This is a genomic window from Pantoea sp. sgz302252, assembly GCF_042610525.1.
GTDB lineage: Bacteria > Pseudomonadota > Gammaproteobacteria > Enterobacterales > Enterobacteriaceae > Erwinia.
The window spans coordinates 201,488-227,698 of record NZ_JBHDVM010000003.1 but is presented as its reverse complement, the minus strand read 5'-3'; the positions used below and the strand labels follow the sequence as shown (position 1 = coordinate 227,698).

General features: G+C 55.0%; 24 protein-coding genes. 13 read left to right on the top strand and 11 right to left on the bottom strand.

Features of this window, described 5'->3' with window-relative positions:
- Positions 1 to 18: 18 nt before the first annotated feature.
- A complete protein-coding gene (locus ACETPC_RS07310) occupies positions 19 to 1,320 on the bottom strand; it encodes an inorganic triphosphatase (protein WP_380180103.1) in 1,302 nt (433 codons plus the stop codon).
- 275 nt (positions 1,321 to 1,595) lie between these two features.
- On the opposite strand from ACETPC_RS07310, the gene ACETPC_RS07305 reads away from it, so the two are divergent.
- Together ACETPC_RS07305 and ACETPC_RS07300 are read left to right on the top strand one after the other, a co-directional pair.
- Positions 1,596 to 2,216 (top strand): TIGR04211 family SH3 domain-containing protein, encoded by a 621-nt coding sequence (locus ACETPC_RS07305; RefSeq protein ID WP_380180101.1) that lies wholly within the window; start codon positions 1,596 to 1,598, stop codon positions 2,214 to 2,216.
- A 107-nt stretch (positions 2,217 to 2,323) separates the two neighbouring features.
- The gene (locus ACETPC_RS07300) at positions 2,324 to 3,550 is read left to right on the top strand and encodes a multifunctional CCA addition/repair protein (RefSeq protein WP_380180099.1); all 1,227 of its coding nucleotides are present in this window, start codon (positions 2,324 to 2,326) and stop codon (positions 3,548 to 3,550) included.
- 35 nt (positions 3,551 to 3,585) lie between these two features.
- On the opposite strand, the gene bacA is transcribed toward ACETPC_RS07300, so the two are convergent.
- Together bacA and folB are read right to left on the bottom strand one after the other, a co-directional pair.
- A complete protein-coding gene (bacA, locus tag ACETPC_RS07295) occupies positions 3,586 to 4,404 on the bottom strand; it encodes an undecaprenyl-diphosphate phosphatase (protein WP_380180097.1) in 819 nt (272 codons plus the stop codon).
- Positions 4,405 to 4,548: 144 nt separating this feature from the next.
- A complete protein-coding gene (gene folB, locus ACETPC_RS07290; RefSeq protein ID WP_380180095.1) occupies positions 4,549 to 4,908 on the bottom strand; it encodes a bifunctional dihydroneopterin aldolase/7,8-dihydroneopterin epimerase in 360 nt (119 codons plus the stop codon).
- A gap of 107 nt (positions 4,909 to 5,015) precedes the next feature.
- Between folB and plsY the strand changes: the two genes are divergently transcribed.
- Complete coding sequence (plsY, locus tag ACETPC_RS07285; RefSeq protein ID WP_380180093.1) at positions 5,016 to 5,612, top strand: glycerol-3-phosphate 1-O-acyltransferase PlsY; 597 nt, start codon at positions 5,016 to 5,018, stop codon at positions 5,610 to 5,612.
- A 100-nt stretch (positions 5,613 to 5,712) separates the two neighbouring features.
- Here plsY and tsaD read toward each other — a convergent pair whose 3' ends face one another.
- Complete coding sequence (gene tsaD / locus ACETPC_RS07280) at positions 5,713 to 6,735, bottom strand: tRNA (adenosine(37)-N6)-threonylcarbamoyltransferase complex transferase subunit TsaD (RefSeq protein ID WP_380180091.1); 1,023 nt, start codon at positions 6,733 to 6,735, stop codon at positions 5,713 to 5,715.
- Between the two features lie 303 nt (positions 6,736 to 7,038).
- Between tsaD and rpsU the strand changes: the two genes are divergently transcribed.
- The 3 genes from rpsU to rpoD all read left to right on the top strand — a co-directional run bounded on the left by rpsU (position 7,039) and on the right by rpoD (position 11,178).
- A complete protein-coding gene (rpsU, locus tag ACETPC_RS07275; RefSeq protein WP_001144069.1) occupies positions 7,039 to 7,254 on the top strand; it encodes a 30S ribosomal protein S21 in 216 nt (71 codons plus the stop codon).
- Between the two features lie 111 nt (positions 7,255 to 7,365).
- Entirely contained in the window at positions 7,366 to 9,111 is a 1,746-nt protein-coding gene (gene dnaG / locus ACETPC_RS07270; RefSeq protein WP_380180066.1) for a DNA primase, read from the top strand.
- A 222-nt stretch (positions 9,112 to 9,333) separates the two neighbouring features.
- On the top strand, positions 9,334 to 11,178 hold the full coding sequence (rpoD, locus tag ACETPC_RS07265; RefSeq protein ID WP_380180065.1) for an RNA polymerase sigma factor RpoD: 1,845 nt from the start codon (positions 9,334 to 9,336) through the stop codon (positions 11,176 to 11,178).
- Positions 11,179 to 11,295: 117 nt separating this feature from the next.
- Here rpoD and ACETPC_RS07260 read toward each other — a convergent pair whose 3' ends face one another.
- The 5 genes from ACETPC_RS07260 to ACETPC_RS07240 all read right to left on the bottom strand — a co-directional run bounded on the left by ACETPC_RS07260 (position 11,296) and on the right by ACETPC_RS07240 (position 14,737).
- Positions 11,296 to 11,436, bottom strand: coding sequence for a Hok/Gef family protein (locus ACETPC_RS07260; RefSeq protein WP_380180398.1), 141 nt, complete (start codon positions 11,434 to 11,436; stop codon positions 11,296 to 11,298).
- Positions 11,437 to 11,689: 253 nt separating this feature from the next.
- Complete coding sequence (mug, locus tag ACETPC_RS07255; RefSeq protein ID WP_380180064.1) at positions 11,690 to 12,214, bottom strand: G/U mismatch-specific DNA glycosylase; 525 nt, start codon at positions 12,212 to 12,214, stop codon at positions 11,690 to 11,692.
- A 17-nt stretch (positions 12,215 to 12,231) separates the two neighbouring features.
- Positions 12,232 to 13,185, bottom strand: a complete 954-nt coding sequence (locus ACETPC_RS07250; protein ID WP_380180062.1) for a YncE family protein — start codon at positions 13,183 to 13,185, stop codon at positions 12,232 to 12,234.
- Positions 13,186 to 13,256: 71 nt separating this feature from the next.
- A complete protein-coding gene (locus tag ACETPC_RS07245) occupies positions 13,257 to 13,718 on the bottom strand; it encodes a heme-degrading domain-containing protein (protein WP_380180061.1) in 462 nt (153 codons plus the stop codon).
- Between the two features lie 80 nt (positions 13,719 to 13,798).
- Entirely contained in the window at positions 13,799 to 14,737 is a 939-nt protein-coding gene (locus ACETPC_RS07240; RefSeq protein WP_380180059.1) for a LysR substrate-binding domain-containing protein, read from the bottom strand.
- A gap of 129 nt (positions 14,738 to 14,866) precedes the next feature.
- On the opposite strand from ACETPC_RS07240, the gene ACETPC_RS07235 reads away from it, so the two are divergent.
- Positions 14,867 to 15,256 (top strand): tautomerase family protein, encoded by a 390-nt coding sequence (locus ACETPC_RS07235; RefSeq protein ID WP_380180057.1) that lies wholly within the window; start codon positions 14,867 to 14,869, stop codon positions 15,254 to 15,256.
- Between the two features lie 57 nt (positions 15,257 to 15,313).
- Here ACETPC_RS07235 and ACETPC_RS07230 read toward each other — a convergent pair whose 3' ends face one another.
- The gene (locus ACETPC_RS07230; RefSeq protein WP_380180055.1) at positions 15,314 to 16,465 is read right to left on the bottom strand and encodes a porin; all 1,152 of its coding nucleotides are present in this window, start codon (positions 16,463 to 16,465) and stop codon (positions 15,314 to 15,316) included.
- A 496-nt stretch (positions 16,466 to 16,961) separates the two neighbouring features.
- Here ACETPC_RS07230 and opgB point away from each other — a divergent pair, with 496 nt between their 5' ends.
- The 4 genes from opgB to ACETPC_RS07210 all read left to right on the top strand — a co-directional run bounded on the left by opgB (position 16,962) and on the right by ACETPC_RS07210 (position 22,597).
- The gene (opgB, locus tag ACETPC_RS07225; RefSeq protein WP_380180053.1) at positions 16,962 to 19,256 is read left to right on the top strand and encodes a phosphatidylglycerol--membrane-oligosaccharide glycerophosphotransferase; all 2,295 of its coding nucleotides are present in this window, start codon (positions 16,962 to 16,964) and stop codon (positions 19,254 to 19,256) included.
- Between the two features lie 168 nt (positions 19,257 to 19,424).
- Positions 19,425 to 20,987: a methyl-accepting chemotaxis protein gene (locus tag ACETPC_RS07220; RefSeq protein WP_380180051.1), complete on the top strand. Its 1,563-nt coding sequence runs from the start codon at positions 19,425 to 19,427 to the stop codon at positions 20,985 to 20,987.
- A gap of 86 nt (positions 20,988 to 21,073) precedes the next feature.
- The gene (ampH, locus tag ACETPC_RS07215; protein WP_380180049.1) at positions 21,074 to 22,261 is read left to right on the top strand and encodes a D-alanyl-D-alanine-carboxypeptidase/endopeptidase AmpH; all 1,188 of its coding nucleotides are present in this window, start codon (positions 21,074 to 21,076) and stop codon (positions 22,259 to 22,261) included.
- Positions 22,262 to 22,321: 60 nt separating this feature from the next.
- The gene (locus tag ACETPC_RS07210) at positions 22,322 to 22,597 is read left to right on the top strand and encodes a hypothetical protein (protein ID WP_380180047.1); all 276 of its coding nucleotides are present in this window, start codon (positions 22,322 to 22,324) and stop codon (positions 22,595 to 22,597) included.
- Between the two features lie 25 nt (positions 22,598 to 22,622).
- Here the strand turns inward: ACETPC_RS07210 and ACETPC_RS07205 are convergent, their stop codons facing one another.
- The gene (locus ACETPC_RS07205; RefSeq protein ID WP_380180045.1) at positions 22,623 to 23,321 is read right to left on the bottom strand and encodes a tetratricopeptide repeat protein; all 699 of its coding nucleotides are present in this window, start codon (positions 23,319 to 23,321) and stop codon (positions 22,623 to 22,625) included.
- 204 nt (positions 23,322 to 23,525) lie between these two features.
- Between ACETPC_RS07205 and fucO the strand changes: the two genes are divergently transcribed.
- A complete protein-coding gene (gene fucO, locus ACETPC_RS07200; RefSeq protein ID WP_380180043.1) occupies positions 23,526 to 24,677 on the top strand; it encodes a lactaldehyde reductase in 1,152 nt (383 codons plus the stop codon).
- Between the two features lie 195 nt (positions 24,678 to 24,872).
- On the top strand, positions 24,873 to 26,180 hold the full coding sequence (locus ACETPC_RS07195) for an NAD(P)/FAD-dependent oxidoreductase (RefSeq protein WP_380180397.1): 1,308 nt from the start codon (positions 24,873 to 24,875) through the stop codon (positions 26,178 to 26,180).
- Positions 26,181 to 26,211 lie beyond the last annotated feature (31 nt).

Sequence of the window (26,211 nt, the reverse complement as noted above, 5' to 3'; positions counted from 1 at the left end):
CTGTGTGGGCGCCCGGGATCAGGCGCCGCCGTTTTTCCAGAAAACCGGCTGCTTCAGCGCCTGGTGACGATAGCTGTCGAGCCAGGCTTCCTGGTGGGTTTTAATCGCGTGGGCCAGCTGCTCCCATTCGCCCAGCCAGGCTGCTACCGCCGTCTCGTCGTAGGCGCCAGCCAGCAAATGAGCGGCGAGAAGCTGGCGCTGCAGCCGGGTTAGCTTGTCCTGATATTCGTTTAGCTGACGCACATGAGCGAAAGTCTCTTTTAAATCAGCGGAGACGCGGCCCAGCATGATATCGCAGAAGCGTTTGAACGAGCTTTGCAGCTTGGCGTCGGTTTTGCTGTCGATAAAAGGACGCCAGCCTGCGCTTGCTATCCAGTTAGTAAGCGCCAACTGGGTTTGCAGCCAGAGCGGCGTAAAACAGATTGAAGGCTGCGGTTTTTTCTCCGCCAGCGCCTCAACCAGCCCGGTCAGCTGCTGACGCAGCTCGCTGCTGGCTTTACGCGGCACCAAAGTGCCAAACAGAGAAAAGGCCTGGCGCAGCGTCTCCAGCGCTTTATTGATTTCGCGCAGCGCGGCTTTGTCGCCGCGCAGCCACAGCTCTTCATGATATTGCCACTGGCTTAGCGCCAGAGTGAAAGCAGCAGACATACCCTCTTCCACCGTGGCTTTCGGTTTGGCTTTCAGGACCGGCAGCGGACGCAGCTCTGGCTGCGTTTTTCCCTGCGCCAGCCCGTAGCCGCGCGCGGCTTTACTCAGGCTACCCAGACGCAGCCCGCCCATTTCCGCCAGCTCGGCGGCGAAAGCCAGCAGTTCCGCACGTTCGCCTGTTTTCAGCTCCAGCTCGATTTCGCTCAGCGGCTCACTGAGTTCGCCTGCCTGCACCTCGCCCCGATCGAAGGCTACTTCGATCTCGCTGTTCAGGTAAGTGACTACCCACTTTTCCCGGATAAAGTGGGTGCTGAACAGCGGTTGTAAGGCCGCCTGTAGCGCATCAAGGTCGCAGCCCTGCGGCCAGATTTCCGCAGGCAGTTGTGCAATCGCCAGTTCGGGCTTTTCCAGCGGCACGTTATACTCCGGGCGCTGATGCAGGCCGCCTACGCTCTGGCCCGCCGCTTTCAGCGTCATTTCGTAGCTGTCGCCGAAGCCGCGGATGCGCAGCCCCATGTCCCAGCGACGCAGCTGGCGATCTGGCGTTTCGTAATAGATGTTGGTCAGCTTCTGTGGAGCACTGTGCTGGTTCGGCCAGGCTGCCAGGCGCGCAGGGAGTTTTTCAGCGCCTTCAGGCGTGGCAATGAACTTTACTTCAATTTCTATGGTCATATTTTCTTAATCAGATTAGCGGCACGGTCAATGAAACGCCTGATGATACCGCGAAGGGCGATTTGTATTCAGCACAAAGCCGAAAACCGTTGGGGGGCTCAGCCAGATATGATGAAAATAGTAATGCACAATCCCCCTGGTTGTCCCGACTTTCCTGGCGCTTTGCGCGCTGGCTCGCGGCAGGCCGAGTCCAGGATAGTTCTCATTCAGCTTTATGCAAGCCATCTCCAGACTGTGCCATTACTTTTTTACCGCTCTCACAAAAAAGATACCGAATGAAAAAAACGCATCTACTTGGCCTTACTTTACTGACTTTTAGCGTTGCCGCCTCGCTCCATGCCGAAGAAAAGCGCTATATTTCCGACGAGCTTTCCACCTGGGTACGCAGCGGCCCGAGCGACAGCTACCGCCTGACCGGCACGCTGAACGCCGGTGAAGAAGTCGCGCTGCTGCAAACCAACAACGAAACCCATTACGGCCAGATCCGTGACGCCAACGGCCGCACTTCCTGGATCCCTCTGGCGCAGCTTAGCGAGCAGCCAAGCCTGCGCACCCGCGTGCCCCAGTTAGAGCAACAGGTAAAAGACCTCACCGACAAGCTGGCTAATATTGATGGCAGCTGGAATCAGCGCACCGCAGAGATGCAGAAAAAAGTCGCCGGCAGCGATGATGCCATCAACGGCCTGAAAGCGGAAAACCAGAAGCTGAAGAACGAACTGATTGTGGCGCAGAAAAAGGTCAGTGCCGCCAACGTGCAGCTTGACGATAAGCAGCGCACCATCATTATGCAGTGGTTTATGTATGGCGGCGGCGTCGCGGGCATTGGCCTGCTGCTGGGTCTGCTGCTGCCGCATATGATCCCAAGCCGCAAGAAGAAAGACCGCTGGATGAGCTAATCACCGCAGAATCGGCCTTTTGGTATGCAGGCAAACCTCTCCGCAACGGTAGGAGAGGTTCTACACTTCACGTATGATGCCTGAAATTTTCAATCCGGGAGTCTGTAGTGAAGAGTTACCTTGTCGGTGGCGCGGTACGCGATGCCCTGTTAAATTTGCCGGTCAAAGACAAAGATTGGGTGGTGGTGGGCGCTTCGCCTGCCGAGATGCTGGCGCTCGGCTTTCAGCAGGTCGGCCGCGATTTCCCGGTTTTTCTGCATCCTGAAACGCAGCAGGAGTATGCGCTGGCACGCACCGAGCGCAAAAGCGGCAGCGGCTACACCGGTTTTGTCTGTTATGCCGCGCCAGATGTAACCCTTGAGCAGGATTTGCAGCGGCGCGACCTCACTATCAACGCAATTGCGCAGGATAAAGAGGGGCGTTATTACGATCCCTACAACGGGCGCGCCGATATAGATCAACGCCTGCTGCGCCATGTTTCGGCCGCTTTTAATGAAGATCCGCTGCGCGTGCTGCGGGTAGCGCGTTTTGCCGCGCGCTTTGCCCATCTTGGCTTTGTTATTGCTGACGAAACGCTGGCGCTGATGCGCTCAATGGCGGCAAGCGGCGAACTCAGCGAGCTGACGCCGGAACGAGTCTGGAAAGAGACGGAAAAAGCGCTGGAAACACCCACGCCGCAGGTCTATTTTCAGGTTCTGCGCGACTGCGGCGCGCTCGCCGTGCTCTTCCCTGAGTTAGATAATCTTTATGGCGTGCCCGCGCCAGCCAAATGGCATCCGGAAATTGATACAGGCGTGCACACGCTGATGACGCTGGCAATTGCGGCGCAGCTAAGTGAAGAAGTAGACGTACGCTTTGCCACACTGTTCCACGATGTCGGTAAGGGGCTGACGCCGCCGGAAAAATGGCCGAGCCATCACGGACACGGCCCGGCTGGCGTTCCGCTGGTCGAGCAGCTTTGCCAGCGGCTACGCGTGCCTAACGCTATCCGCGATCTCGCGCTGCTGGTGACTGAATTTCATGATTTAGTCCATACCGTCGAGCGGCAAAGTCCGGAAACACTGATCGCCCTTTTCGACCGTATCGATGCCTGGCGTAAACCGCATCGTGTCGAGCAGATCGCGCTGACCAGCGAGGCGGATGCCCGCGGGCGTACAGGCTTTGAAAACAACGCTTATCCGCAGGGCGATTATTTACGTCAGGCTTTTGAAATCGTGCAGAACGTTTCGACTAAAGAGGTGGTCGCAGCGGGCTATAAAGGTATTGAAGTCAGGGAAGAGCTTACGCGAAGGCGCATAGCCGCGCTGGAACAGTGGCGGGCTAAGCCGCTTTAAGAAAAGAGCCGGACGCGAAGTCCGGCTTTTTTGTACTAGACGAACACCATGTAAACCGCTGCGGCAATAATAAAGCGGTAGATGGCGAAAGGCACAAAGGAGATACGCTGGATCAGCTTCAGGAATACCTTGATGGCAATCAGCGCCACCACGAAAGCGGTGAGAAAACCTACGGCGAACATCGGCATATCCGCCATCGACAGGAAGCCCAGGCTTTTATAGAGATCCAGCACCGTTGCGCCCATCATCATTGGCACGGCGAGAATAAACGAGAACTCGGAAGCCGCATAACGGCTTACGCCCATCAGCATGCCGCCGGAGATGGTCGCGCCGGAACGGGAGAAACCAGGCCACAGCGCCAGGCATTGAAAGCAGCCAATCATAAAGGCCTGACGATAGGTCATATCGTCAATGCCTTCTGCTTTAGGCTTTTTAGGTTTCAGGTACTCAGCAGCCAGCAGCAGCACGCCGCCGACAACCAGCGCGTACATTACGTTGATAGGGTTGAAAAGCGTTTTGATTTTATCATGAAAAATCAGTCCGATAACCACGGCTGGCGCCATACCCAGCAGAATGTGGATCAGCGTGAGATGGCCTTTTCCTGTGCCTTCATGGGGAACTTTACCAAAGTGAATACCGATCAGGCCAAACAAACGGCGCCAGAACATCACTACAACCGCCAGGATTGAACCCAGCTGGATAACCACTTCAAACGTATCGGCTTTATCGCCCTCAAAGCCTAACAGATGACCGACAATGATCATGTGCCCGGTGGACGAGACGGGGAGAAACTCCGTTAACCCCTCGACAATCCCGAGGATCGCCGCCACCCATAGCTGATGAATATCTGCCATCAAATCTTCCCCTATCCGTTTCAAAGCCATTAAAAAGGCGGTCGCTCTACGCTACCGCCAAAATTGTGCCCGCAGAAAGGCGGGCCAATCCTCAGACAGCCCATAATGTGGTTTGGTTTCATCGTGATGGCAATCACATTGCGCTTATTTCGGAATTGTCCCTCGCTCAATGATTACGCCAACCTGCAGCGCCTGCGCCACGGCGCCCGGTTTGCTGAGTTTGATGCGTATCCACGGAGAGTTAAAACGCTCCAGTAACAGGGTGGCGACCTCTTCCGCTACGCGCTCGACCAGCGCGAAACGACCGTTGGCGACGTGATTGATAATGGCCTCTGAAACGTCGGCGTAGCTCAGACAGTCGTTTACATCGTCGCTTGCCGCCGCTTTGCGATTGTCCCAGGCCATTTCGACATCGAACACCAGCTTTTGCGAAATGGTTTGCTCCCAGTCGTAAACGCCAATGGTGGTGATAACCGACAGCTGTTCAATAAATACAATATCCATGATACGAGTCTCTGTTTTTAAGGTTGCCGGATACCACTTCCGACGGTTTATGCGTATTATCCACGGATGACGAGATCAAAACGACCCCCTGAAGACGGAACGGTGTTATGAGTGTATTCGCGCCTGGTATGATCATTTTCGCGTATCTGTGCGGCTCCATTTCCAGCGCAATTCTGGTTTGCCGGCTGTTCAGATTACCCGACCCACGGCACAACGGTTCCGGCAACCCCGGCGCGACCAACGTGTTGCGTATCGGCGGTAAAGCTCCCGCGCTGGCCGTGCTGCTGTTTGATATCCTGAAAGGCATGCTGCCGGTCTGGCTGGCTTATCACTATGGCCTTTCCCCTTTCTGGCTGGGACTGGTGGCTATCGCCGCCTGCCTGGGCCATATCTATCCGGTGTTTTTTCAGTTCAAAGGCGGCAAAGGCGTGGCGACGGCGTTCGGCGCCATTGCGCCAATCGGCTGGGATCTCACCGGCCTGATGACCGGTACCTGGCTACTGACCGTGTTGCTGAGCGGCTATTCATCGCTGGGTGCTATTATCAGCGCGCTGATTGCGCCTTTTTACGTCTGGTGGTTTAAGCCGCAGCTGACCTTTCCGGTAGCTATGCTGTCATGCCTGGTGCTGCTGCGTCATCATGACAATATCCAGCGTTTATGGCGCGGCCAGGAATCGAAAATCTGGAAAAAGAAGCGAAAGTAGCTTGCTGTCCCGCTGGCTTTAAACATAAAAAACCCGCACAGGTATGCGGGTTTTTTATATGAGCAGGGAAATGGCCTGGCGGCTATAACGAAGCGGCGCCTTAGCTTTCCTTTAATGGCGAAAGTTCAGCGAGCGGCCAGCGCGGACGTACGCTAACGCTCAGATCGCTGCTGGTGCCGCCTTTCAGCCTGACCATGCCTGCGTAGGCGATCATCGCGCCATTATCGGTGCAAAACTCTGGCCTGGCGTAAAATACTTCGCCGCCGCGCGCGCGCATTACATCTGCCATTCTGGCTCGCAGCGTACGGTTAGCGCTGACGCCGCCCGCAATCACCAGCCGGGAAAAACCGGTTTGCTCCAGCGCGCGCTTACACTTGATAATTAGCGTATCGACAACCGCATCTTCAAACGCCCGGGCTACATCCGCGCGAGTCTGATCATCGTTAGCATTTTCACGAATAGTATTAGCCGCAAAGGTCTTCAGCCCGGAAAAGCTGAAATCCAGCCCCGGCCGGTCGGTCATCGGACGTGGAAAGACGAAGCGCTTTTCTACGCCCTGCTGCGCCATTTTCGACAGCATCGGCCCGCCCGGATAATCCAGTCCCAACAGCTTGGCCGTTTTATCAAAGGCCTCGCCTGCCGCGTCGTCAACGGATTCGCCCAGCAGGCTGTATTCGCCAATGCCGGTCACGCCGATCAGCTGCGTATGGCCGCCAGAGACCAGCAGAGCGACAAAAGGAAAATCGGGCGGATTGTCCTCCAACATCGGTGCCAGCAGGTGCCCTTCCATATGGTGAACCGGCACGGCCGGGACGTTCCAGGCGAAGGCCAGCGAGCGGCCAATGGTCGCACCGACCAGCAGAGCGCCGACCAGGCCTGGCCCGGCGGTATAGGCAACCGCGTCGATATCCTGCGCCTGTAGACCCGCCTCTTTTAAAGCGGCCTGAATCAGCGGCACAGTTTTACGCACGTGATCGCGCGAGGCCAGTTCCGGCACTACGCCGCCGTAATCGGCATGCAGTTTGACCTGGCTGTAAAGTTGGTTAGCGAGCAAGCCGGCCTTATCGTCGTAAATCGCGATACCGGTTTCATCGCAGGAAGTTTCTATTCCGAGTACACGCATGGCTTTTACCTCATTCTTGCGGCGCGCAGTGTAGCATGAAGACCGCGCGCGCTGCGGCAATTTTCCACGCGTTACCGACTTCGCCCTGAAGTATAAGAAGAAAATTTCATCGCCCCGCTCCAGGGAGTGGTGTATAATCTTCCCCCTGAAAAAACCGGCAGCGGCACAGGCGCATCTGTTGGTGAGACATTATGCTATGGTGCTTTACAACGCAGCCTGTGTTGGAGTAAAATTCCGCACCATTTTGAAACAAGCTGGCACTGACGTCAGCAGCAAAACCGAATTTATCGAGGTGAGAGTTACATGCCGGTAATTAAAGTACGTGAAAACGAGCCATTTGACGTAGCACTGCGTCGCTTCAAGCGTTCTTGCGAGAAAGCAGGCGTTCTGGCTGAAGTTCGTCGTCGTGAGTTTTATGAAAAACCTACTACCGAACGTAAGCGCGCTAAAGCTTCTGCGGTTAAACGCCACGCGAAGAAACTGGCTCGCGAAAACGCACGCCGCACTCGTCTGTACTAATTTTTGAGGGCTTGCCCTCAGGCTTCACAGACAAGTAGTAGTACACAAGGCCGTGCTTTCCGAAAGGAATGCGCGGCTTGTTCTCGTTTATGAGCTGATAAACCGGGGCCTATGGCTGGACGAATTCCACGCGTATTTATCAATGACTTGCTGGCTCGCACGGACATCGTGGACCTTATCGATGCGCGCGTAAAGCTAAAAAAGCAGGGCAAGAACTATCACGCGTGCTGTCCCTTCCATAATGAGAAAACCCCCTCTTTCACCGTTAACGGCGAAAAGCAGTTTTACCACTGTTTCGGCTGTGGCGCGCACGGCAATGCGATCGATTTTCTGATGAATTACGATCGGCTGGAGTTTGTCGAAAGCATCGAGGAACTGGCTACGCTTTACGGCCTGGAAGTGCCTTACGAAAGCGGCACCGGCCCCAGCCAGCTCGAACGCCACCAGCGCCAGAGCCTTTATCAGCTGATGAACGGCCTGAACGAGTTTTACCAGCAGTCGCTGTCGCAAAACCAGGCGGCAGGCGCGCGCGACTATCTGGCGAAACGCGGCCTTAGCGACGAGGTTATCCGTCATTTTTCTATTGGCTTCGCGCCCGCAGGCTGGGATAACGCGTTAAAGCGTTTTGGCCGCAGCCAGGAAGATCGCCAGTCGCTGATTGATGCCGGTATGCTGGTCACCAACGATCAGGGCCGCAGTTACGATCGCTTTCGCGAACGTATTATGTTTCCCATTCACGATAAGCGTGGGCGGGTAATAGGCTTTGGCGGACGGGTGCTGGGCGATGCAATGCCCAAGTACCTGAACTCGCCGGAAACCGATATTTTTCATAAAGGCCGCCAGCTGTATGGCCTGTATGAGGCGCAAAAGAAACATCCCGAACCCGCTAAGCTGCTGGTGGTGGAAGGCTACATGGACGTGGTGGCGCTGGCGCAGTTCGGCATTGATTATGCCGTGGCGTCGCTGGGCACTTCCACCACGCCCGAGCATATTCAACTGCTTTTCCGCACCACAGATACGGTGATCTGCTGCTATGACGGCGACAGAGCGGGCCGGGAAGCGGCCTGGCGCGCGCTGGAAACCGCATTGCCTTACATGAATGACGGTCGTCAGCTACGCTTTATGTTTCTGCCCGACGGCGAAGACCCCGATACGCTGGTGCGTAAAGAGGGCAAAGAGGCGTTCGAAGCGCGGATGGAGCAGGCGATGCCGCTCTCCGCTTTTCTGTTCGACACGCTGCTGCCGCAGGTTGATTTGCGTTCACCGGATGGCAGAGCGCAGCTAAGTACCCTGGCGCTACCGCTGATTAGCCAGGTGCCTGGCGAAACCCTGCGTATTTATTTGCGTCAGGAGCTGGGCAACAAGCTGGGCATTCTGGATGACAGCCAGCTGGAAAAACTGCTGCCGAAACAGGCCGAGGGCGCGAAACCGCCCCAGCAGCCCCAGCTAAAACGCACAACCATGCGTATACTGATTGGACTGCTGATTCAAAACCCGGAACTGGCAACGATAGTGCCCTCGCTGGAAGGGCTGAATAATTCAGAACTTCCAGGGTTTCCGCTGTTTGTGGAGTTAGTAAGTACCTGCGTCGCGCATCCCGGCCTGACTACGGGTCAGCTGCTGGAACTCTATCGCGGCACAAAATTTAGCCAGAGCCTTGAAACCCTGGCAACATGGAACCACATGATAGTAGAGGATGAAGTGGAAACCATGTTCAAGGACTCGCTGGCCAGCATGTATGACGCTGCGCTGGAGCGCAGGCTGGAAGAGTTAATCGCGCGCGACCGTACGCACGGTCTGAGCGCGGAAGAGCGTCGTGAATTCTGGACGCTGAGTCAGGCACTGAAGAAATCCTGACGGGCCAAACGGGCCACTTTTAACATTGACGGCCGCTTGAGTAGCGCGCGGCCGGCGTAAACAGCATATCCGCGGCTTAAGTGCCGATTATCCGCCAGGTTGAGCCTGGCAGCCGCCACGACGGGCAGCGGCAATAATCCAACGCCCTCACTGTTATTGTTGGCTGCTTAAACTTAGCCGACCAACACCAATCTAATTTAACAGAAGTGTGGATACCGTCTTATGGAGCAAAACCCGCAGTCACAGCTGAAGCTGCTTGTCACCCGTGGTAAGGAGCAAGGCTATCTGACCTATGCCGAGGTCAATGACCATCTGCCGGAAGATATCGTCGACTCCGATCAGATCGAAGACATCATCCAGATGATCAACGACATGGGCATCCAGGTTGTGGAAGAAGCGCCTGATGCCGACGATCTGATGCTGAACGAAAACAGCAGCGATACGGACGAAGATGCTGCCGAAGCGGCTGCTCAGGTGCTCTCCAGCGTGGAATCGGAAATCGGGCGTACCACCGATCCGGTACGTATGTACATGCGCGAAATGGGCACCGTGGAACTGCTGACGCGCGAGGGCGAAATCGACATCGCCAAGCGTATCGAGGACGGCATCAATCAGGTGCAGTGTTCCGTTGCTGAATATCCAGAAGCTATCACCTATCTGCTGGAGCAGTACGATCGCGTCGAAGCAGGCGAAGCACGCCTTTCCGATATGATCACCGGTTTTGTCGATCCGAACGCGGAAGAAGAGATGGCGCCTACGGCTACGCACGTAGGGTCTGAACTTTCTGAAGAAGAGCGCGACGACGACGAAGACGAAGATGAAGAATCTGACGACGATAGCGCGGACGACGATAACAGCATCGACCCGGAGCTGGCGCGCGAGAAGTTTACCGAACTGCGCACGCAGTACGAGAAAACGCGTACGGTGATCAAGGCCAAGGGCCGCAGCCATGCCGATGCCATCAGCGAAATCCAGAATCTGTCCGACGTCTTTAAACAGTTCCGCCTGGTGCCGAAGCAGTTCGACTACCTGGTGAACAACATGCGTACCATGATGGATCGCGTCCGTACTCAGGAACGCCTCATCATGAAGCTCTGTGTTGAAATCTGTAAGATGCCGAAAAAGAACTTCATCACGCTATTTACCGGTAACGAAACCAGCGAGACCTGGTTCAACGCCGCGCTGGCGATGAACAAGCCCTGGTCCGAGAAGCTTAAGGATGTGGCGGAAGACGTACAGCGCAGCCTGATGAAGCTGGCGCAGATCGAAGAAGAGACCGGCCTGACCATTGAGCAGGTTAAAGATATCAACCGTCGCATGTCTATCGGCGAAGCGAAAGCGCGCCGCGCCAAGAAAGAGATGGTTGAGGCTAACCTGCGTCTGGTTATCTCTATCGCCAAGAAGTACACCAACCGCGGCCTGCAGTTCCTCGATCTGATCCAGGAAGGCAACATCGGTCTGATGAAAGCCGTTGATAAGTTTGAATATCGCCGTGGCTATAAGTTCTCTACTTATGCCACCTGGTGGATCCGTCAGGCTATCACCCGCTCTATCGCAGACCAGGCGCGCACCATTCGTATTCCGGTGCATATGATTGAGACTATTAACAAGCTCAACCGTATTTCCCGCCAGATGCTGCAGGAGATGGGCCGCGAACCGACGCCGGAAGAGCTGGCCGAGCGCATGCTGATGCCGGAAGATAAAATCCGTAAGGTGCTGAAGATCGCCAAAGAGCCTATCTCTATGGAAACGCCAATTGGTGACGATGAAGATTCGCATCTGGGCGATTTTATCGAGGATACCACGCTGGAGCTGCCGCTGGATTCCGCTACCTCGGAAAGCCTGCGCTCAGCAACGCATGATGTGCTGGCTGGCCTGACGGCACGTGAAGCGAAAGTGCTGCGCATGCGTTTCGGTATTGATATGAATACCGACCATACGCTGGAAGAAGTGGGTAAACAGTTCGACGTTACCCGTGAGCGTATCCGCCAGATCGAAGCCAAAGCGCTGCGCAAGCTGCGCCATCCAAGCCGCTCTGAAGTGCTGCGCAGCTTCCTGGACGACTAATCCAGCCTGCGTAAAAAGCCCTGGCTCCGGCCGGGGCTTTTTTATGCCTGAAGAAGGGTGCTCATGGATCCCTCCCACAATGCGCTGGCGAACTTCCTGTCCGCCAGCGGGTTGCCCTTACCGTGCAGATTCGCAGGCTAAGCTGGCTACAACCTCTGTACCGCCCTGCTTAACTTGCAGCTCGCAAAGCGAACCGCGTGTGAGCCAGATAAGAGTTACTACCGTTATGCAGACCACTATTAAACAGAGTGCGAACATTTTTTGTGCCATCACTGGCCTCCTTTTCCATTGCTTTTCAGCGGGTAAAAGGCTACCTTCACTTTGTTGGGAGTGGAGAGTAGCCTCACTTTGACTTACGTCGGGTGGGGCTTTTCTCTTTTTATCCCGGCCACCCAGGATAAAAAGATCCTGAGCACCCGTCGCGCAGTGTAGCGCGCTTCCTCCTGCGTCGCTGGCACAAATTACTGTTGTTCGTGCTGGATCTGATTTTTCTGCAACAGCGGTGTAAATGTCAGCCTGCGCGTGCGATCAGCGCCGAATTTAATGCTGCGTAGGCCGCTGTCAGCTCCTCCTGCGAAGCCCGGTTCAATCCGCTGGGATTAGGCAGCACCCAAATTTCCGTTTCGCCCAGCTTTTGCGGCTGCCTGCCCCAGGCGACCTTATTGATGCCAAACGCCTGTCTGTATGCCTGCTTTCCCAGCACCGCCAAAGCTTCAGGCTGATAGCGAAGTATTTTATCAGCCAGCAGCCTGCCGCCGTCACGCAGTTCGCTGGCTGAAAGCTCTGTGGCTTCGCGCGTGGGTCTTTCCACCAGCATAGTGATCCCGCAGCGCGTCTCCAGCAGCGCCCTCTCCTGCTCGGGTTTTAACTGTTGCCTGGTAAAGCCAGCCTGCCAGATGGTTTTCCAGAAGCGGTTGCCCGGATGGGCGAAATGAAAGCCGGTATGCGCAGAAGATTTTCCGGGGTTAATACCGCAAAAAACCACTTTCAGATCTGGCGCAAGGATATCGCTAATACCGTGCTCCTCAGTTTCCATACTTTTTCTCCAGAGTGTCAGGGAATAACAAAATAGCTCAGCACTTCGCAGCCTCTTCCCGCCGATGGCGTAGCCGTAACCCTAAGCTTTGCGGTATCGATCACGCTTAGCGTCCCGTCAGCTTCATTGGCTATCAGCAAGGTTTTATTATCGGGGCTGAAGCAGCCATCCATCGGCTTATTGCCTACTTTTACCTGGCCTAGAGGATTTAGCTGGCCGTCAAACAGGCTGATAACAGGTTCTTCATCACCAATCACCACCAGTAAAGAACCGTCATCGCTGAAGCGAACCAGCTGCGCGGATCTCTGATGTCCTGCCAGCGGCAGCGTTTTAGTTAAGCGATGAGTATTGCCATCCAGAATATGAATCTGCGGTTTTTCGCCGTCCGTAACAACAACAAAGGGTTGAAAGGGTGAAGCGGCGATGCCGCTGATAGCGCCAGGGACAGTGATATTGTCAATAACTTTTCCTTCCCCTGCGGATAGCGCCACTACCGTTACCGAAGCATCCTCTTCATTATCGGTAAAGAGTTTATTACCGGCAGGAAGGATCGTCAGTCGATGCGTATTATGCGAGGGCACGGGAATTTTACTGACGATCCTGTCCGTTACGGGATCGATCGCCAGGATCATAGCACTGTTTTCGCAGCACTGATAAACGTAGCCATCATGCCCCAGACGGCAGGTATGAGGCGACTCAAGCGGACTGATATCAATAAAGCCGCTTAGCTGCCGATGTCGCAGATCGATTACCGCGATCTTATGGCCCGGATGCGGATTGTCGCCGTGAATGCCGTCGCCAAAAATAGGTACGTAGGCTTTATGTTGTTCCGGCAGGATCAGCAGTTCGTGTGGGCGAGGAGGAAAAGCATTCAGCTCTTGTTCTACGGCAAAAGTTTCGGGATTTAAGAACAGGACATTGCTGCCCTGCTTATCAACGGCAATCAGGCCATAGCGTTTTTCCGGCTTCACGGCGCGCTCCTTTTAACGGGTTAGTTTCCTTAAAGGTAGCGCACGACGCCAGGGCGCCAGCGATGAATAAGTTACAAAATCTGCTGGATACCCCATATTGCCAAAGCATGATCTTCATGAGAAGGCAGGCCGCTAACGGTTACCGCGCCGATAATACCGCCGCCGCTCAGCAATAGTGGAAAACTGCCGCCGTGATCGGTATAGCGTTGCGGATCCATATAGTTCATTGCCTCCATTCTGATGCCCGCTGCCTGATTGACCTCGCCGGTGTAGAGCGAAGCGTGCCCATTACGTAAAGTGGTATTGCGCTTGCGGGCTATCCACTCCAGGTTTTCGGCGCTGGAACCAGATAATGCGCAGGTAAACAACACCTGGCCAAAGGCGTAGACTTCAATCGCTATTGGCGCTTTTTCCTCTACGGCGCGACGGCGGATCGCCTCGCCTATGCGCCATGCATCGTCAAAGCTGAACTGTATCAGCCGGATTGTTTGTTCCTGCTGCAGTAAAGTTTCCAGGCTGGGTATGGCAGACATAGCTAACTCCTTCAGGGATGATTGCCAGCCAGCCTAAATAATTTATTTATTCTATAAAATATAAATTCAGAATTTATGTTTTATTTGCGAGCAGGATCGCTCTTCTGCCGATCGAAGGCGTTACGCAGCCAGTGGGTAAATTCGCTAACAGCACGCGGTACTTGCGCAGCCCAGGGGCGTACAACATAGAGATTTTCCGCAAAAGCGCCCACAGCCCGCCAGCGCGGCAGCACTTCAACAAGCCGACCAGCGGCCAGCGCAGCCTGTGCGCTAAAGTCGGGCAACAGCGCGATGCCTAATCCCTCAAGCGCGGCGTCTCTTATCGACTCGCTATTGTTTGTAGCGAATGGGCCGCTAACGTTTACTACCGCTTTCTCGCCACCGGTCTCTTCGGAAAAAGTCCATTGCGGCGTCTCTGTTCCGCGCGGGTAGTAAAGACAATGGTGCTCGCTTAACGCCTGCGGTGTTTCAGGTTCCCCGTATTCTTTTAAATAGGCTGGCGATGCCACCACCAGCGCGCGTGTAGCGCACAGCGGCAGCGCTACATGGGTATCCGGCAGCGTATCGCTGTGACGAATGGCGAGATCGAAACCTTCGCTGGCCAGCGAAACCAGCCGGTCGGAAACTTCCAGCTGCACGCGAACCTGAGGATGCGCACGCAGAAAGGCAGTAATATGCGGTACCAGCTGCTGCCGGGCAAAAGCCACCGGCGCGGTTACGCGAATCAGTCCGCGCAGCGGCCCGGCAGAATCACGTACGCTAAAAAAGCTCTGCTCTATTTGCGCGAAGGGCAAACGCAGCTCTTCGACCAGTTTTGCGCCCGCGCTGGTCAAACGCAGAGTCCGGGTAGTTCTGGTAACCAGCGGCACGCCCGCCTGCTGTTCCAGCTCCTTGATTTTTTGGCTCATGGCAGCCTTGCTGACCTCAAGCCTTTCCGCCGCGCGGGTAAAGCTGCCCTGCTCCGCCAGAACCGTTAGCCAGTGCAGGTGGATCCATAACGCATCGGTTTTTATATCCATGGCTATTGTTCACTATAGTAAATAATTATTTCAACTATAGCGCTTTTTCCGTCGGGTTAATCCGCCTAAAGTTAACCCTGTGAGCCATGTCGCATCACCCAGATAACAGCATGAATTAAGGGGAAAACTATGCCATTACTGCAATTTGACGTTATTCAGGGCCGTTCGGAATCTGAGCTAAAAACGTTGCTGGATGCCGCGCACCGCGCTGTTCTTGCCGCGTTTAAAGTCCCTGCGCGCGATCGCTATCAGATTGTTCACGAAAATAAGTCTTACCAAATGGTATTTGAGGATACCGGCCTGGGTCTAACGCGTACCGATAATCTGGTGATGGTGCGGGTGTTTACCAGCCCGCGCAGCGACGAGCAGAAGCAATTTTTTATGGCGGAGCTGTGCCGGGAGCTAAAAGAGAGCTGCGGCATTTTGGGTAGCGACGTCATGATTAGCTTTATCACTAACAGCAAAGGCGACTGGAGCTTTGGCAACGGCGTGGCGCAGTATATGACGGGCGAGCTTTAAAGAAAGTGCTGGCGTAGTGGCTGAAAAATCCCCGGCCGCAGCCGGGGATTGTCGGAATTAGAAGTCGTAGCGCAGACGCACCAGATTCATATCGCCGAGGTTATTGCTGCTTGACGTGAACACATGCTCGTAATCAACGCGGAAACCGTAGTCGAGCTGGAAGGTGATACCTACACCGTTATCGATACGCTGGTAGTCGCGATCGTTAACATATTCCAGACGATCGCCCATTACGTAAGGCATAAAGGTTTTCAGGCCATAGTTGCCGACCGGAACGGTGTAGCCCGCCAGGTATTCGATACCCCATGCGTCGCCGGCAAAGTAGTTATGCACGTTCTTTTTGGTGCTCAGCAGGTAATTCTGGTAATAACCGCCGCCAAAAGTGAAGGTCCAGTTGTCCGGCTTCCAGCTCAGGGAAGTGCCGTAAATGTTCTGGTTCCAGGTTTTATCGTCGCCGGTGCCCGGGTTACGCATATCGGCGCGGGTATAGTTCCAGGCCGCGCCCCAGGTCAGCTCTTTGCTCAGATGGTAATCCACGCCCAGCGATCCGCCGCCCTGACGCTTGTAGCGCAGACCGTTGCCCGGCAGATATTCATTGTCGGCAAACAGGTAGGATGCCAGCACATCGGCGTTACCAAAAGTATTCTTATACTTCAGCATCTTGCGCGAACGGTAAGAACCGTCGTAGTCGCCAGCGATGCCGTTGCCCGGCGCCTGCGCCAGCATATCGTAATCCCAGATATCGGTTTTCGCGCCGACCACATCGTAATAAACGCTGTTTTGCTGACCGAAAGTCAGTTTACCCCAGGTTTTGCTCTGGAAACCGGTGTAGAGCATACGACGGCTGGTATCATGCGCTTTATCCGCATAATGGTTATCCCAGTCGAATACCGCAGGAATGTTTACGCCCAGCTCGTAATAGCCTACCCAGCTCACGTCATCAAACAGGTAGTAGTCCGCCAGGAAACGGAAGCGGGTACCGCCGTCAAAGCCGTTACGCTTATAGGCATTTTTGCCATCGTCGCCGGTCAGGTTATTGAACTGGGGACGAATACTGCCGCCAACGGTGAAATTCAGGCGGCTCAGTGGATCGCCTGCCTGCGGATTTTGTTTGATCAGAGTCACTTCAGCGTGCGCGGCAAAAGATGCCCCGCCTACGACCAGCGCCAGGCCAACAGCCTGACTTAACACGCGCATTTTTGTTAACATTATGTAGCCCTGTAAAGCATTGCCAAAAAAGTGAGAACGAAAAAAGTCACACAAAGCCGATTTTTCGCGCGATTATAGGCAGGAACCGGGCAAACGCAAGGATCAAAAACGGCTTTTGTAAATTTTCTTATATGTATTTGTTTTATTTGTGTTAAGTAAATGCAATGCAGTTTTATTTCCACGATCCTTCTGAATCGCCCTGCTTTTTGCCGCGTCCGCGCTGCTGTTGCCTTGCCTGACTCAGAAAGATTGTCGGCAGCAAAGCGCGTAACCTTAATTAATTTACTTTTACCCACTCTATTGCGGCTTTCAGCCGCGCATTAATTTCTGGCGCGACGCCTTAGTTAAACGAAGCTTAAACAAAACCTGATGATGCTGATAACGCCACGCGGTTATCTTATTGCCAGCATAAATTGGCTACGTTAAATTGATCGATTCGCGACAGATTTGTGATCAATAGCGACATGGACGGCATTTTTCGGAGAAAATAAAAATAATGGGATCGGAATCACTTTCGCTGCTGCTGTTTGCGGCCTCGGCCGCGCTGTATAGCTGGAAAGCCGGTAAAAATAAGCTGGGCTTTACCGTTATTCTGCTGCTGCTGGGCGTTTATATCGTGCTGAATGCTTCGCTGCTGGCGAGTAATTATTTTACCGGCGAAGGCATTAACGATGCGGTTATCTATACCCTCACCAATAGCCTGAGCGGCGCAGGGATCGGTAAATATCTCCTGCCAGCCATCGGCCTGATGCTGGCGCTATTTTTAGTATTCGCTCTGCTTGCCTGGCTGCTGCGCCGCGGCAGAAAACGTAGCGGCAGCGGGCTGTATAGCCTGCTGGCTATCTTGCTGGCGCTGGCATCTGTTAAGACTACGCCCGCTTATCAGCAGGTAAGCAGCCTGATTAAATCTCAGTTGGGTAAAGGCGATTCCGATTTTTACAGCCACTATAAAGTGCCCGGCACGCAGATACGTGGCGCTAAACCTAATCTGGTTTATATCTATGCGGAAAGCCTGGAACGCACCTACTTCAACGAAGCTTTCCCCAATCTTGCGCCGGAACTCAGCGCGATCAAAGCGAACTCGCTGGATTTCAGCAATACCCAGCAGCTTCCCGGCACCGAATATACCATTGCCGGTATGGTCGCCTCGCAGTGCGGCATTCCGCTATTCGCGCCTTTCGACGGCAATGCCTCCAGTTCGCTTTCGACTTTTTATCCGCAAAATGTTTGCCTGGGCGATATCCTGAAGGCCGCCGGTTATCAGAACTATTTTTATCAGGGCGCCAGCCTGAGTTTCGCTGGCAAAGATCTGTTTTTGTCCTCGCACGGTTTCGACCATTTGTACGGTTTCGACGAGCTGAAAAGCGTGGTGAAGGATCCGGGCTATCGTAACGACTGGGGCTGGTATGACGATACCGTGCTGGATCAAGTGTTCGATAAATATGTCGAGCTGGCGCAGCAGGGCCATCCTTTTTCGCTTTTTGCCCTGACGGTAGATACGCACCATCCCGACGGTTTTATCTCCCGCAGCTGCCAGCGCAAAAGCTATTTATGGGAAGGCAAACAGAATAAATCTTTCGCCGCCGTGGCCTGTAGCCAGGAACATATTGCCCGCCTGATTGAACGTATCCGCGCCACGCCGTGGTTTAAAAACACTGTTATCGTAGTCAGCTCCGATCATCTGGCGATGAACAATACAGCCTGGAAATACCTGAATCAGCATGACCGCAGCGATCTCTTTTTTATGCTGCGTGGCGATGATAACAGCAGCAAAGTGATTCCGGTTAAGCGCAGCACGCTGGATAACGGCGCCACCGTGCTGGACGCGCTGGGCGGCGATAACTTTATCGGCCTGGGCCGCAGCAGCCTCTCCTCGACTTCTTTGGCCGCGACCTATTTGAATATCAAAGAAAAGATTAACGAGTGGAAGCCGGATGTCATCAAGCTGTGGAATTTCCCGAAAGCCATCGCCGATTATCAAATCGATACGGTGAAAAATACTTTTAGCTTCGCCGGTGTGCATTTTAAGCTGCCGCTGCTGCTTGCCGTTAAGCCCAATAAAATCGAGCCGAAGTTTGATGTTTATCTGGCACCGCCGCTGAAGCAGCAGCTGGCGGATTTCGCGCCGGACGAGAAGTTCGTCTGGATCGATAGCTGCTTTAAAATGGGTAGCGTCTGGAACGAGAAGCTGGCGCTGAGCCGGCAGCTGTGCGTGGCGGACGGCACGCTAAATTCGCCGCCGACTATTCAGGAGATAAAACCTGGCGTCTCTCAGGGCCGCGTCAGCTTCCGCCAGGTCGACAGGCAAAGCGAGGAGCGCTATCAGCGCAGCGTGACCCGGTTGCGTATCGCCGACGAGGATCTGAAATATGCTTCTGACGCCATTCTTTTTGCCCTGCCCGGCCTGCCTGAGCAGGTGCTGAAAGTAACAGGGCTTTCTTATGTTGAGCCCTGGGGCGGTCGCTGGTCGGATGCCAGCCTTATGCCTGCCGTCAACATCGAGTATCTGGAGCCGCTGCCGGAAACTTTCGATCTGGTGCTGACCGCCCGCGCGTTCGGCGCCAACAGCCAGCGCCCCTTTACGGTGAAAATCGGCAATAGCGAACAGGCTTTCCGGCTGGGCAATAATGACAGCACGCTCAGCATCCGTCTCGCTAACCCTGGTCGGGCGCGAAAACTTGAGATCAGACCGCCCGCGCCGGAAACCACTGCCGAAGGCGCCGTCGCCGGTTTTACCGCCCGTCAGTTAGGCATTGGCCTGATCAGCCTGAAAATTCAGCCCGTGCCATAAACATGCTTTTTCCCGACCCTCGCGCCTGCTTTTTTCTTTTTCGCGCATGCAGCAGGCGCGATTACGCTCAGAATCCGGTCAAGTTTTTATCCCCGCTGCCGATTTAACAGCCTTAGTAACGCCAGTTATCAACTTAAGGCTCTTTTTTAAACAGCAAGGAAAAACCGGATGACATCTGTAAAAAATATGAAAGTCGGCGTGCGGCTTGGCGCAGCCTTTGCCCTGGTCATACTGCTGCTGATTGTGGTCAGCGTTACGGCCATCGTAAAAATCGGCAGTATCAACGGCGCGGTCGATCGTATTGTTAATGACCGCTATATCAAAGTCCGGCTGGCTTTTGACGTGCGCGATGGCGTCAACGAGCAGATTAAGTACCTGCGCGGCATGGTGATTGAGACGACGCATCCGGAGAAAAATCAGAAGCGCTACGGCCAGCTGGACAAAGTCACGCAAAATACCAATCAAACCATTGAGCAAATCGCTAAACTGCAAACCACTGAAGTAGGCCAAAAGAAAATTCAGGCGGTTAAAGAGGCCGCGCAGCAGTTTGAAGCGGCGAAAAGCGAGCTGCTTGCGCTGGTAAAAACAGGTAATCAGGAAGCGGCTGCCGAGTATGCGCTGTTTAAGATGACACCTTCGCAAACCGCTTACTTAGATATCGTGAAGCGTTTCGCCGATTCCCAGTCCGGGCAGTTGCAGGCTGAAGGCGCCAATGCCGTTGCCGACAGCGCTTTCGCCACCCGTATTACGTTGATTTTCTCCACGCTGGCCGCGCTGCTCGCCGTAGTGCTGGGCTATTTCCTGACTCGCTCTATCGTTATGCCACTGCGTGAAGCGGTGCAGATTGCTGAAAACGTGGCGGCGGGCGATCTGCGCACGGCGATCCGGGTGAATTCAACTGACGAAACGGGCCAGCTGATGCAGGCGCTGAAGAAAATGAACGAAAACCTGCTGCGCATCGTGACCGAAGTGCGTTCGGGCACCGAGCTAATCGCTACCGCGTCAGGCGAAATTTCGCTGGGCAATATGGATCTCTCTTCCCGCACCGAGCAGCAGGCCAGCTCGCTGGAAGAAACCGCCTCTGCGATGGAGCAGATGACTTCTACCGTGAAACAAAACGCTGATAATGCCCGTCAGGCTAATGAGCTGGCGGCGCTGGCCTCGAAAGTGGCCGTTCAGAGCGGATCCGCGGTTAATCAGGTGGTCAGCACCATGGAAGTTATCAACTCTTCGTCGAAAAAAATCGTCGATATTATCAGCGTGATCGACGGTATTGCTTTCCAGACCAACATCCTGGCGCTGAACGCCGCTGTAGAAGCCGCGCGCGCTGGCGAGCAGGGTCGCGGCTTCGCCGTGGTCGCCTCAGAAGTTCGTAACCTGGCACAGCGCTCAGCTTCTGCCGCCAAAGAAATTGCGCAGCTGATTGAGGATTCAGTCAACAAAGTAGAAGAAGGCGGCAAGCAGGTCGCCAGAGCGGGCAGCACAATGGAAGAAGTGCTGGCCAGCGTGAAAAGCGTGACGGAAATCATGGGCGAGATCTCTATCGCCAGCCACGAACAAAGCACCGGCATCGACGAGATCAATATGGCGATTACCCAGATGGATCAGGTCACGCAACAGAACGCGGCGCTGGTAAATGAATCGGCCGCTGCTGCACAGTCGCTGCAGGAGCAGGCGGAACAGCTTTCGCGCGCCATCGGCATTTTTAAAGTCAATCACAACGCCGCCTGACGGCCAGCGGCGGCCAAAAAAAGAGGCCGCCGCTCTTTTGTCCCCTTTAGGAAAAAGATTAGTATAAGGACACTTTTCCGCTCCCGATGGATATATGCACGTTGAAACCTTTTCGCCTGCTGGCGCTTTGCGCCCTGCTTCCTCTCGGTGCGCTGGCCGCAAAAACTTCTCCCGATCCTTTGCTGGCCTCGCAGATTGTCGATCGCTATGCGCAGAATATTTACTACAACACCAAAGCGACCGGGATGGCGATGGTGGCGATTGACGCCAACCAGCGCGTTTTCGCCAGCCTGGGCTCGGTGCGTCCCGGCAGCAGCGTCAGGCCGCAGAAAGATTCTATTATCCGCATCGCTTCGCTAACCAAGCTGATGACCAGCGAACTGCTGGTAAAGCTGGCGGAAAAAGGCGTGGTGCGCCTTGACGATCCTTTAAGTAAATATGCGCCGCCAGGGAGCGTGGTGCCAGCCTATGCTGGCCAAACTATTCGGTTAATTAACCTGGCTACGCACACCAGCGGTCTGCCCCGTGAGCAGCCTGGCGGCAAACCTCATCGCCCGGTGTTTGTCTGGCCGACCACCAGCCAGCGCTGGAGCTGGCTCAGAAATGCGCAGCTTAAAGCCGCGCCGGGCACTCAGGCGGCCTACTCTAATCTGGCTTTTGATTTGCTGGGCGATGCGCTTTCCCGCGCCGCTGGCACCTCTTATCAGGCTCTGTTGCAACGTGAAATCACCCGTCCTTTGGGGATGAAAGACACGACTTTTACGCCTTCGCCTGAACAGTGTTCGCGCCTGATGGTAGCGGAAAAAGGCGCCAGCCCCTGTACCAATACGCTGGCCGCTATCGGCAGCGGCGGCATTTACTCCACGCCCGACGATATGGGCCGCTGGATGCAGCAGTTCCTTTCTTCCGATTTACAGGCGCGTTCGCCTCAGGCCGATCGCATCCAGACGATGATTTATCAGCGCGATCAGCTAAGCAAAGTAGATGGCATGGACGTGCCCGGCAAAGCTTCCGCGTTAGGCATGGGCTGGGTTTATATGGCGCCGCAGGGCGGTCGTCCCGGCATCATTCAAAAAACCGGCGGCGGCGGCGGCTTTATTACCTATATGGCGATGGTGCCACGCTATAGCGTAGGCGTGTTTATCGTGGTGACGCGCTCGCCGGAAACGCACTTTACCGCCATGAGCGATGGCGTAAATAATTTGCTGACTGAACTGATCGGCAATACGCCGGACAGCGCGCAGCTGGCCGCCTCTATTATGGAAAGCGAATAATTTCACGTGGCGCGGCCAACCCGGTCGCGCCTGTTGAACAGCGTTATCAAAAGGAATTTTATGCAGGAAATTATCGGGCAGGAAGAGAAGAAAAAACCACGCACGCCACGAAAGCCGCGCACGCCCAGGGAAAACCTGGAACCGCGCGAGCCGCGCGAACCCAGAACGCCCAGAGAGCCACGCAAGCCCCGGGAACCACGAACGCCGCGCGTACCGCGAGAAGCCCGCCAGAAGAATAACAATGTCCTGGTTTCTCCCCAGAAAGAGGCAAGCTGGTGGAGAAGAGTAAAAGAAATGCTTCTGGCAAGCTTTAAGAAAAGCCGGAATAAGCTCTGAAAAGAGGCGCGACAGGCGACCGCGCTTATTTAACCCGGACGTAGTGACCGGCGGCAGAGACATTATGACCGAAAGCGCAATCGCCGGTTACGCTGGTTGCCAGACTCATTGGGGTAAAGCTCAGCTTCACATCACAGTTACCCCATTCGTCGTCACCGTCGCGCTGCCGCAGTACGCCCTGACCATTAAGGATCGCGGCCTTTCCTTCCAGGCTGCCGATATTAGGGCCGTAATACATCGCCGCCAGCCCGGCCCAGACGCCGTCAAAATTTACCTTATATTCTTTGCCTGCGGCAGAAATAACGTAGCTGCTCCACATTCCTCTGCCGGCATACTCCCAATATTCGCCAATGGGCGAAGCAGGCTGCGGCAACGCGGCAATTTTTTCTTTAATTAACGCCAAATTATATTGGGATTTGGCATCTTTCTCGTCAATCAGCAGCCAGGCCTTAGCTTTGAGGTACTCTCCCTGACGGATCCAGGTCAGCGCGACGTTGTTATAGGCCGTAGCGATCACGCTATCCGGCAACTGGCAAGTTTCACTCCAGCCAACCTGCTCGGTATAGCTGTCGCGCGCTTTCTCATACTGCTTCGCTTTATAAGCTTTATCGCCAGCGGCGGCATAATTTTTGATTTTAGCGCAGTCTATTTCCGGATGTTCCGCGTCAGCCGCGGCAGCCATAGAGAAAATCGCCAGCGAACCGGCAAGAAAGATACGTAGCATGGAGGCAACCTCAGGCCAAAGGAAAGTGCGCCAGCTTAACAAATTTACCGAAGAATATAACTCCCTGAACAGGCAGCGCTTTACCGCGCAGAGTTGCCCCGACCTGATCTTAATCAATACCCGCCCTGACGTTGAAACGCATATTTCCAGGCAGTGACGATAACCTTTGTGATTTCAAAAAAATTGAAACAGCTGGAGAAGATAATGCTACAACGAATGATCCTGAACGAAACCTCCTGGTTCGGCCCCGGCGCTATCTCGCAAATTGTCCATGAAGTCAGCCAGCGCAACCTGAAGAAAGCGCTGCTGGTCACCGATAAAACGCTGCTTCAGGCGGGCGTGATCGATAAGGTGACCGCGCTGCTGGACAAACATCATCTGCCGTATGTCATTTATGACGAGGTGGTGCCAAATCCTACTATCGCCGTTATCACTAACGGCGTGGCAGCGTTTAAAGCCGCGCAGGCGGATTATCTTATCGCCATCGGCGGCGGCTCGCCGCAGGATACAGCCAAAGCCATCGGCATTATCATTAATAATCCCGAGTTCGCCGATGTCCGCAGCCTGGAAGGCTTCGCTAATACTAAAAATCCCTGCGTGCCGATTATCGCTATTCCTACCACGGCGGGTACAGCGGCAGAAGTCACCATCAACTACGTTATTACCGATGAGGAAAATCGCCGTAAATTTGTCTGCATCGATCCGCACGATATCCCGGTAGTGGCGATTATCGATGCAGAGATGATGGCAAGCATGCCGCCTTCACTCAAGGCCGCCACGGGGATCGATGCGCTGACGCATGCCATTGAAGGCTTCACCACTAAAGGCGCGTGGGAGCTTACCGATGCACTGCACCTCAAGGCTATTCAGATTATCAACCGCTCGCTGCGCGCTTCCGTAGCCGGCGACAAACAGGGCGTGGAAGATATGGCGCTGGGGCAATACGTAGCCGGTATGGGCTTCTCCAACGTAGGTCTTGGCCTGGTACACGGCATGGCGCATCCGCTGGGCGCGTTCTATAACGTGCCGCACGGCGTCGCCAACGCCATTATTCTGCCGCACGTGATGGCGTGGAACGCCGATTTCACTGGCGAAAAATATCGCGATATCGCCCGCGCGATGGGCGTGAAAAAAGTGTGCAGCATGAGCCTGAGCGAAGCGAGAGAGGCCGCGGTGGAAGCGGTTAAACAGCTTTCTGTTGATGTCGGCATTCCTGCCCGCCTGCGCGATGTGGGCATGAAAGAAGAGGATATTCCGGCGCTGGCGCAGGCCGCGCTGGACGATGTCTGCACCGGCGGCAATCCAAGAGAGGCAACGCTGGCGGATATCGCCGATCTTTACCGCAAAATTTATTGATGCAGCAGCATGCAGGCCGCCGCGCCTGCATGCCTTCCCCACTTCCTTGCGCTTGCGGCGCGCCACTGGCAAAAATTATTCCCTGTTTCAGAAAAACCGGACGGCAGCGCGTGATTTGATGCACGACAAAAAAACACTGCCGAATGCGGTGTTACTCTTGCTGTTTCGCCAGCCTAAAAGTCAGGGAAGATAATGATGAAATATGCCTCAATACCTTTTAACCAGAATCAAAACGGCTGGCTGCGCGAAACGCCTGCCGTTTATCCCACGCTGCGCGGTGACTGCCAGGCTGACTGGGCAGTTATCGGCGCGGGCTTTGCCGGTCTGGCTTTCGCCCGTCGGCTGGCAAGCCTGAATCCGGAGTTAAAAATCGTGGTGATTGACGCCACCAGCGCGGCGGAAAGCTCTTCCGCGCGCAATTCCGGTTTCGCTATCGGCCTGCCGCACAATATCGGCAGCTCGACGGCGGAGCTGCAAAAAGCGCAGGATTATCGATCTTTGCTTCAGGCCGGGATCGTGGAGCTGGAAAAGATCGTGACGGATCGGGGTATTGCCTGCGAGTGGGAAAAGGCCGGGAAATATCACTGCCAGGCGGATGCGCGCAGCGAAAGCGTATTACAGGAGTATCGCGACAATCTTGACCTGATGAATGAGCCTTATGAAACGCTCGATCGCGAGGCGCTGTCGCAGCGGCTCGGTACGCACTTTTATCATAAAGGTATTTATACGCCTGGCGCAGTGCTGCTTAATCCGGCCAGCCTGGTAACCGGCCTGGCGGCGACGCTGCCGGAAAACGTTATTCTGTATGACAATACGCCAGCGATGGCTATCCACTACGGCAAGATGAATCGCGTTATTACGCCCTTCGGCACGCTTTCCGCGCCCCGGATCATGCTCGCTACGGCCGCCCTTTCCCCGCAGCTTGCGCCGGGCATCAGCAAACAGGCGGCGATAGCGACCTTTGCCAGCCTGACCGCGCCGCTAAGCGATGAACAGCTTCAGCGGCTGCCGCAAATGAGTAGCTGGGGCGTAACACCTGTTAACGCTATTGCTGGCGCCACGCTGCGCTACACCGCCGATCGCCGCATTTTAATCCGCCAGCACGTTACTCCTGCGCTGCATGGCCGCGTAACCGCCGCGCAAACTTATGCCGCGACCCGCCTGCACAAAACCACCTTCAATAAAATTTATCCGCAGCTTAAGGACGTCGGGCTAACTCACAGCTGGTCGGGCACCATCAGCGTTACCCGCAACGGCGCGCCGATTTGGGGCGAGCTAAGCCGCAACGTTTATGCCGCCAGCGGCTGCAACGGCGCGGGCGTTTCTAAGCAAACCATCGCCGGTTCGCTGCTGGCGGACTATGCGCTGGGCTACGATAACCCGCTGGTGGCGACGATGCAGTCGCTGGGCCAGGCAAACTTTTTACCGCCTTCGCCGCTGCTGGATGCAGGGGTATTCGGCACGCTATTGAAAGAGCGCTGGCTGGGCAGACGGGAGGCTTAACCCTGTCGCAGCTCTGGCGGCCTGATAAATC

Excerpts from the sequence above, each read along its gene's own strand:
- ACETPC_RS07310 (WP_380180103.1), bottom strand. The coding sequence starts at position 1,320 with ATGACCATAGAAATTGAAGTAAAGTTCATTGCCACGCCTGAAGGCGCT.
- ACETPC_RS07305 (WP_380180101.1), top strand. The coding sequence starts at position 1,596 with ATGAAAAAAACGCATCTACTTGGCCTTACTTTACTGACTTTTAGCGTT.
- bacA (WP_380180097.1), bottom strand. The coding sequence starts at position 4,404 with ATGGCAGATATTCATCAGCTATGGGTGGCGGCGATCCTCGGGATTGTC.
- folB (WP_380180095.1), bottom strand. The coding sequence starts at position 4,908 with ATGGATATTGTATTTATTGAACAGCTGTCGGTTATCACCACCATTGGC.
- plsY (WP_380180093.1), top strand. The coding sequence starts at position 5,016 with ATGAGTGTATTCGCGCCTGGTATGATCATTTTCGCGTATCTGTGCGGC.
- tsaD (WP_380180091.1), bottom strand. The coding sequence starts at position 6,735 with ATGCGTGTACTCGGAATAGAAACTTCCTGCGATGAAACCGGTATCGCG.
- rpsU (WP_001144069.1), top strand. The coding sequence starts at position 7,039 with ATGCCGGTAATTAAAGTACGTGAAAACGAGCCATTTGACGTAGCACTG.
- dnaG (WP_380180066.1), top strand. The coding sequence starts at position 7,366 with ATGGCTGGACGAATTCCACGCGTATTTATCAATGACTTGCTGGCTCGC.
- rpoD (WP_380180065.1), top strand. The coding sequence starts at position 9,334 with ATGGAGCAAAACCCGCAGTCACAGCTGAAGCTGCTTGTCACCCGTGGT.
- ACETPC_RS07260 (WP_380180398.1), bottom strand. The coding sequence starts at position 11,436 with ATGTTCGCACTCTGTTTAATAGTGGTCTGCATAACGGTAGTAACTCTT.
- mug (WP_380180064.1), bottom strand. The coding sequence starts at position 12,214 with ATGGAAACTGAGGAGCACGGTATTAGCGATATCCTTGCGCCAGATCTG.
- ACETPC_RS07245 (WP_380180061.1), bottom strand. The coding sequence starts at position 13,718 with ATGTCTGCCATACCCAGCCTGGAAACTTTACTGCAGCAGGAACAAACA.
- ACETPC_RS07240 (WP_380180059.1), bottom strand. The coding sequence starts at position 14,737 with ATGGATATAAAAACCGATGCGTTATGGATCCACCTGCACTGGCTAACG.
- ACETPC_RS07235 (WP_380180057.1), top strand. The coding sequence starts at position 14,867 with ATGCCATTACTGCAATTTGACGTTATTCAGGGCCGTTCGGAATCTGAG.
- ACETPC_RS07230 (WP_380180055.1), bottom strand. The coding sequence starts at position 16,465 with ATGTTAACAAAAATGCGCGTGTTAAGTCAGGCTGTTGGCCTGGCGCTG.
- opgB (WP_380180053.1), top strand. The coding sequence starts at position 16,962 with ATGGGATCGGAATCACTTTCGCTGCTGCTGTTTGCGGCCTCGGCCGCG.
- ACETPC_RS07220 (WP_380180051.1), top strand. The coding sequence starts at position 19,425 with ATGACATCTGTAAAAAATATGAAAGTCGGCGTGCGGCTTGGCGCAGCC.
- ampH (WP_380180049.1), top strand. The coding sequence starts at position 21,074 with ATGGATATATGCACGTTGAAACCTTTTCGCCTGCTGGCGCTTTGCGCC.
- ACETPC_RS07210 (WP_380180047.1), top strand. The coding sequence starts at position 22,322 with ATGCAGGAAATTATCGGGCAGGAAGAGAAGAAAAAACCACGCACGCCA.
- ACETPC_RS07205 (WP_380180045.1), bottom strand. The coding sequence starts at position 23,321 with ATGCTACGTATCTTTCTTGCCGGTTCGCTGGCGATTTTCTCTATGGCT.
- fucO (WP_380180043.1), top strand. The coding sequence starts at position 23,526 with ATGCTACAACGAATGATCCTGAACGAAACCTCCTGGTTCGGCCCCGGC.
- ACETPC_RS07195 (WP_380180397.1), top strand. The coding sequence starts at position 24,873 with ATGAAATATGCCTCAATACCTTTTAACCAGAATCAAAACGGCTGGCTG.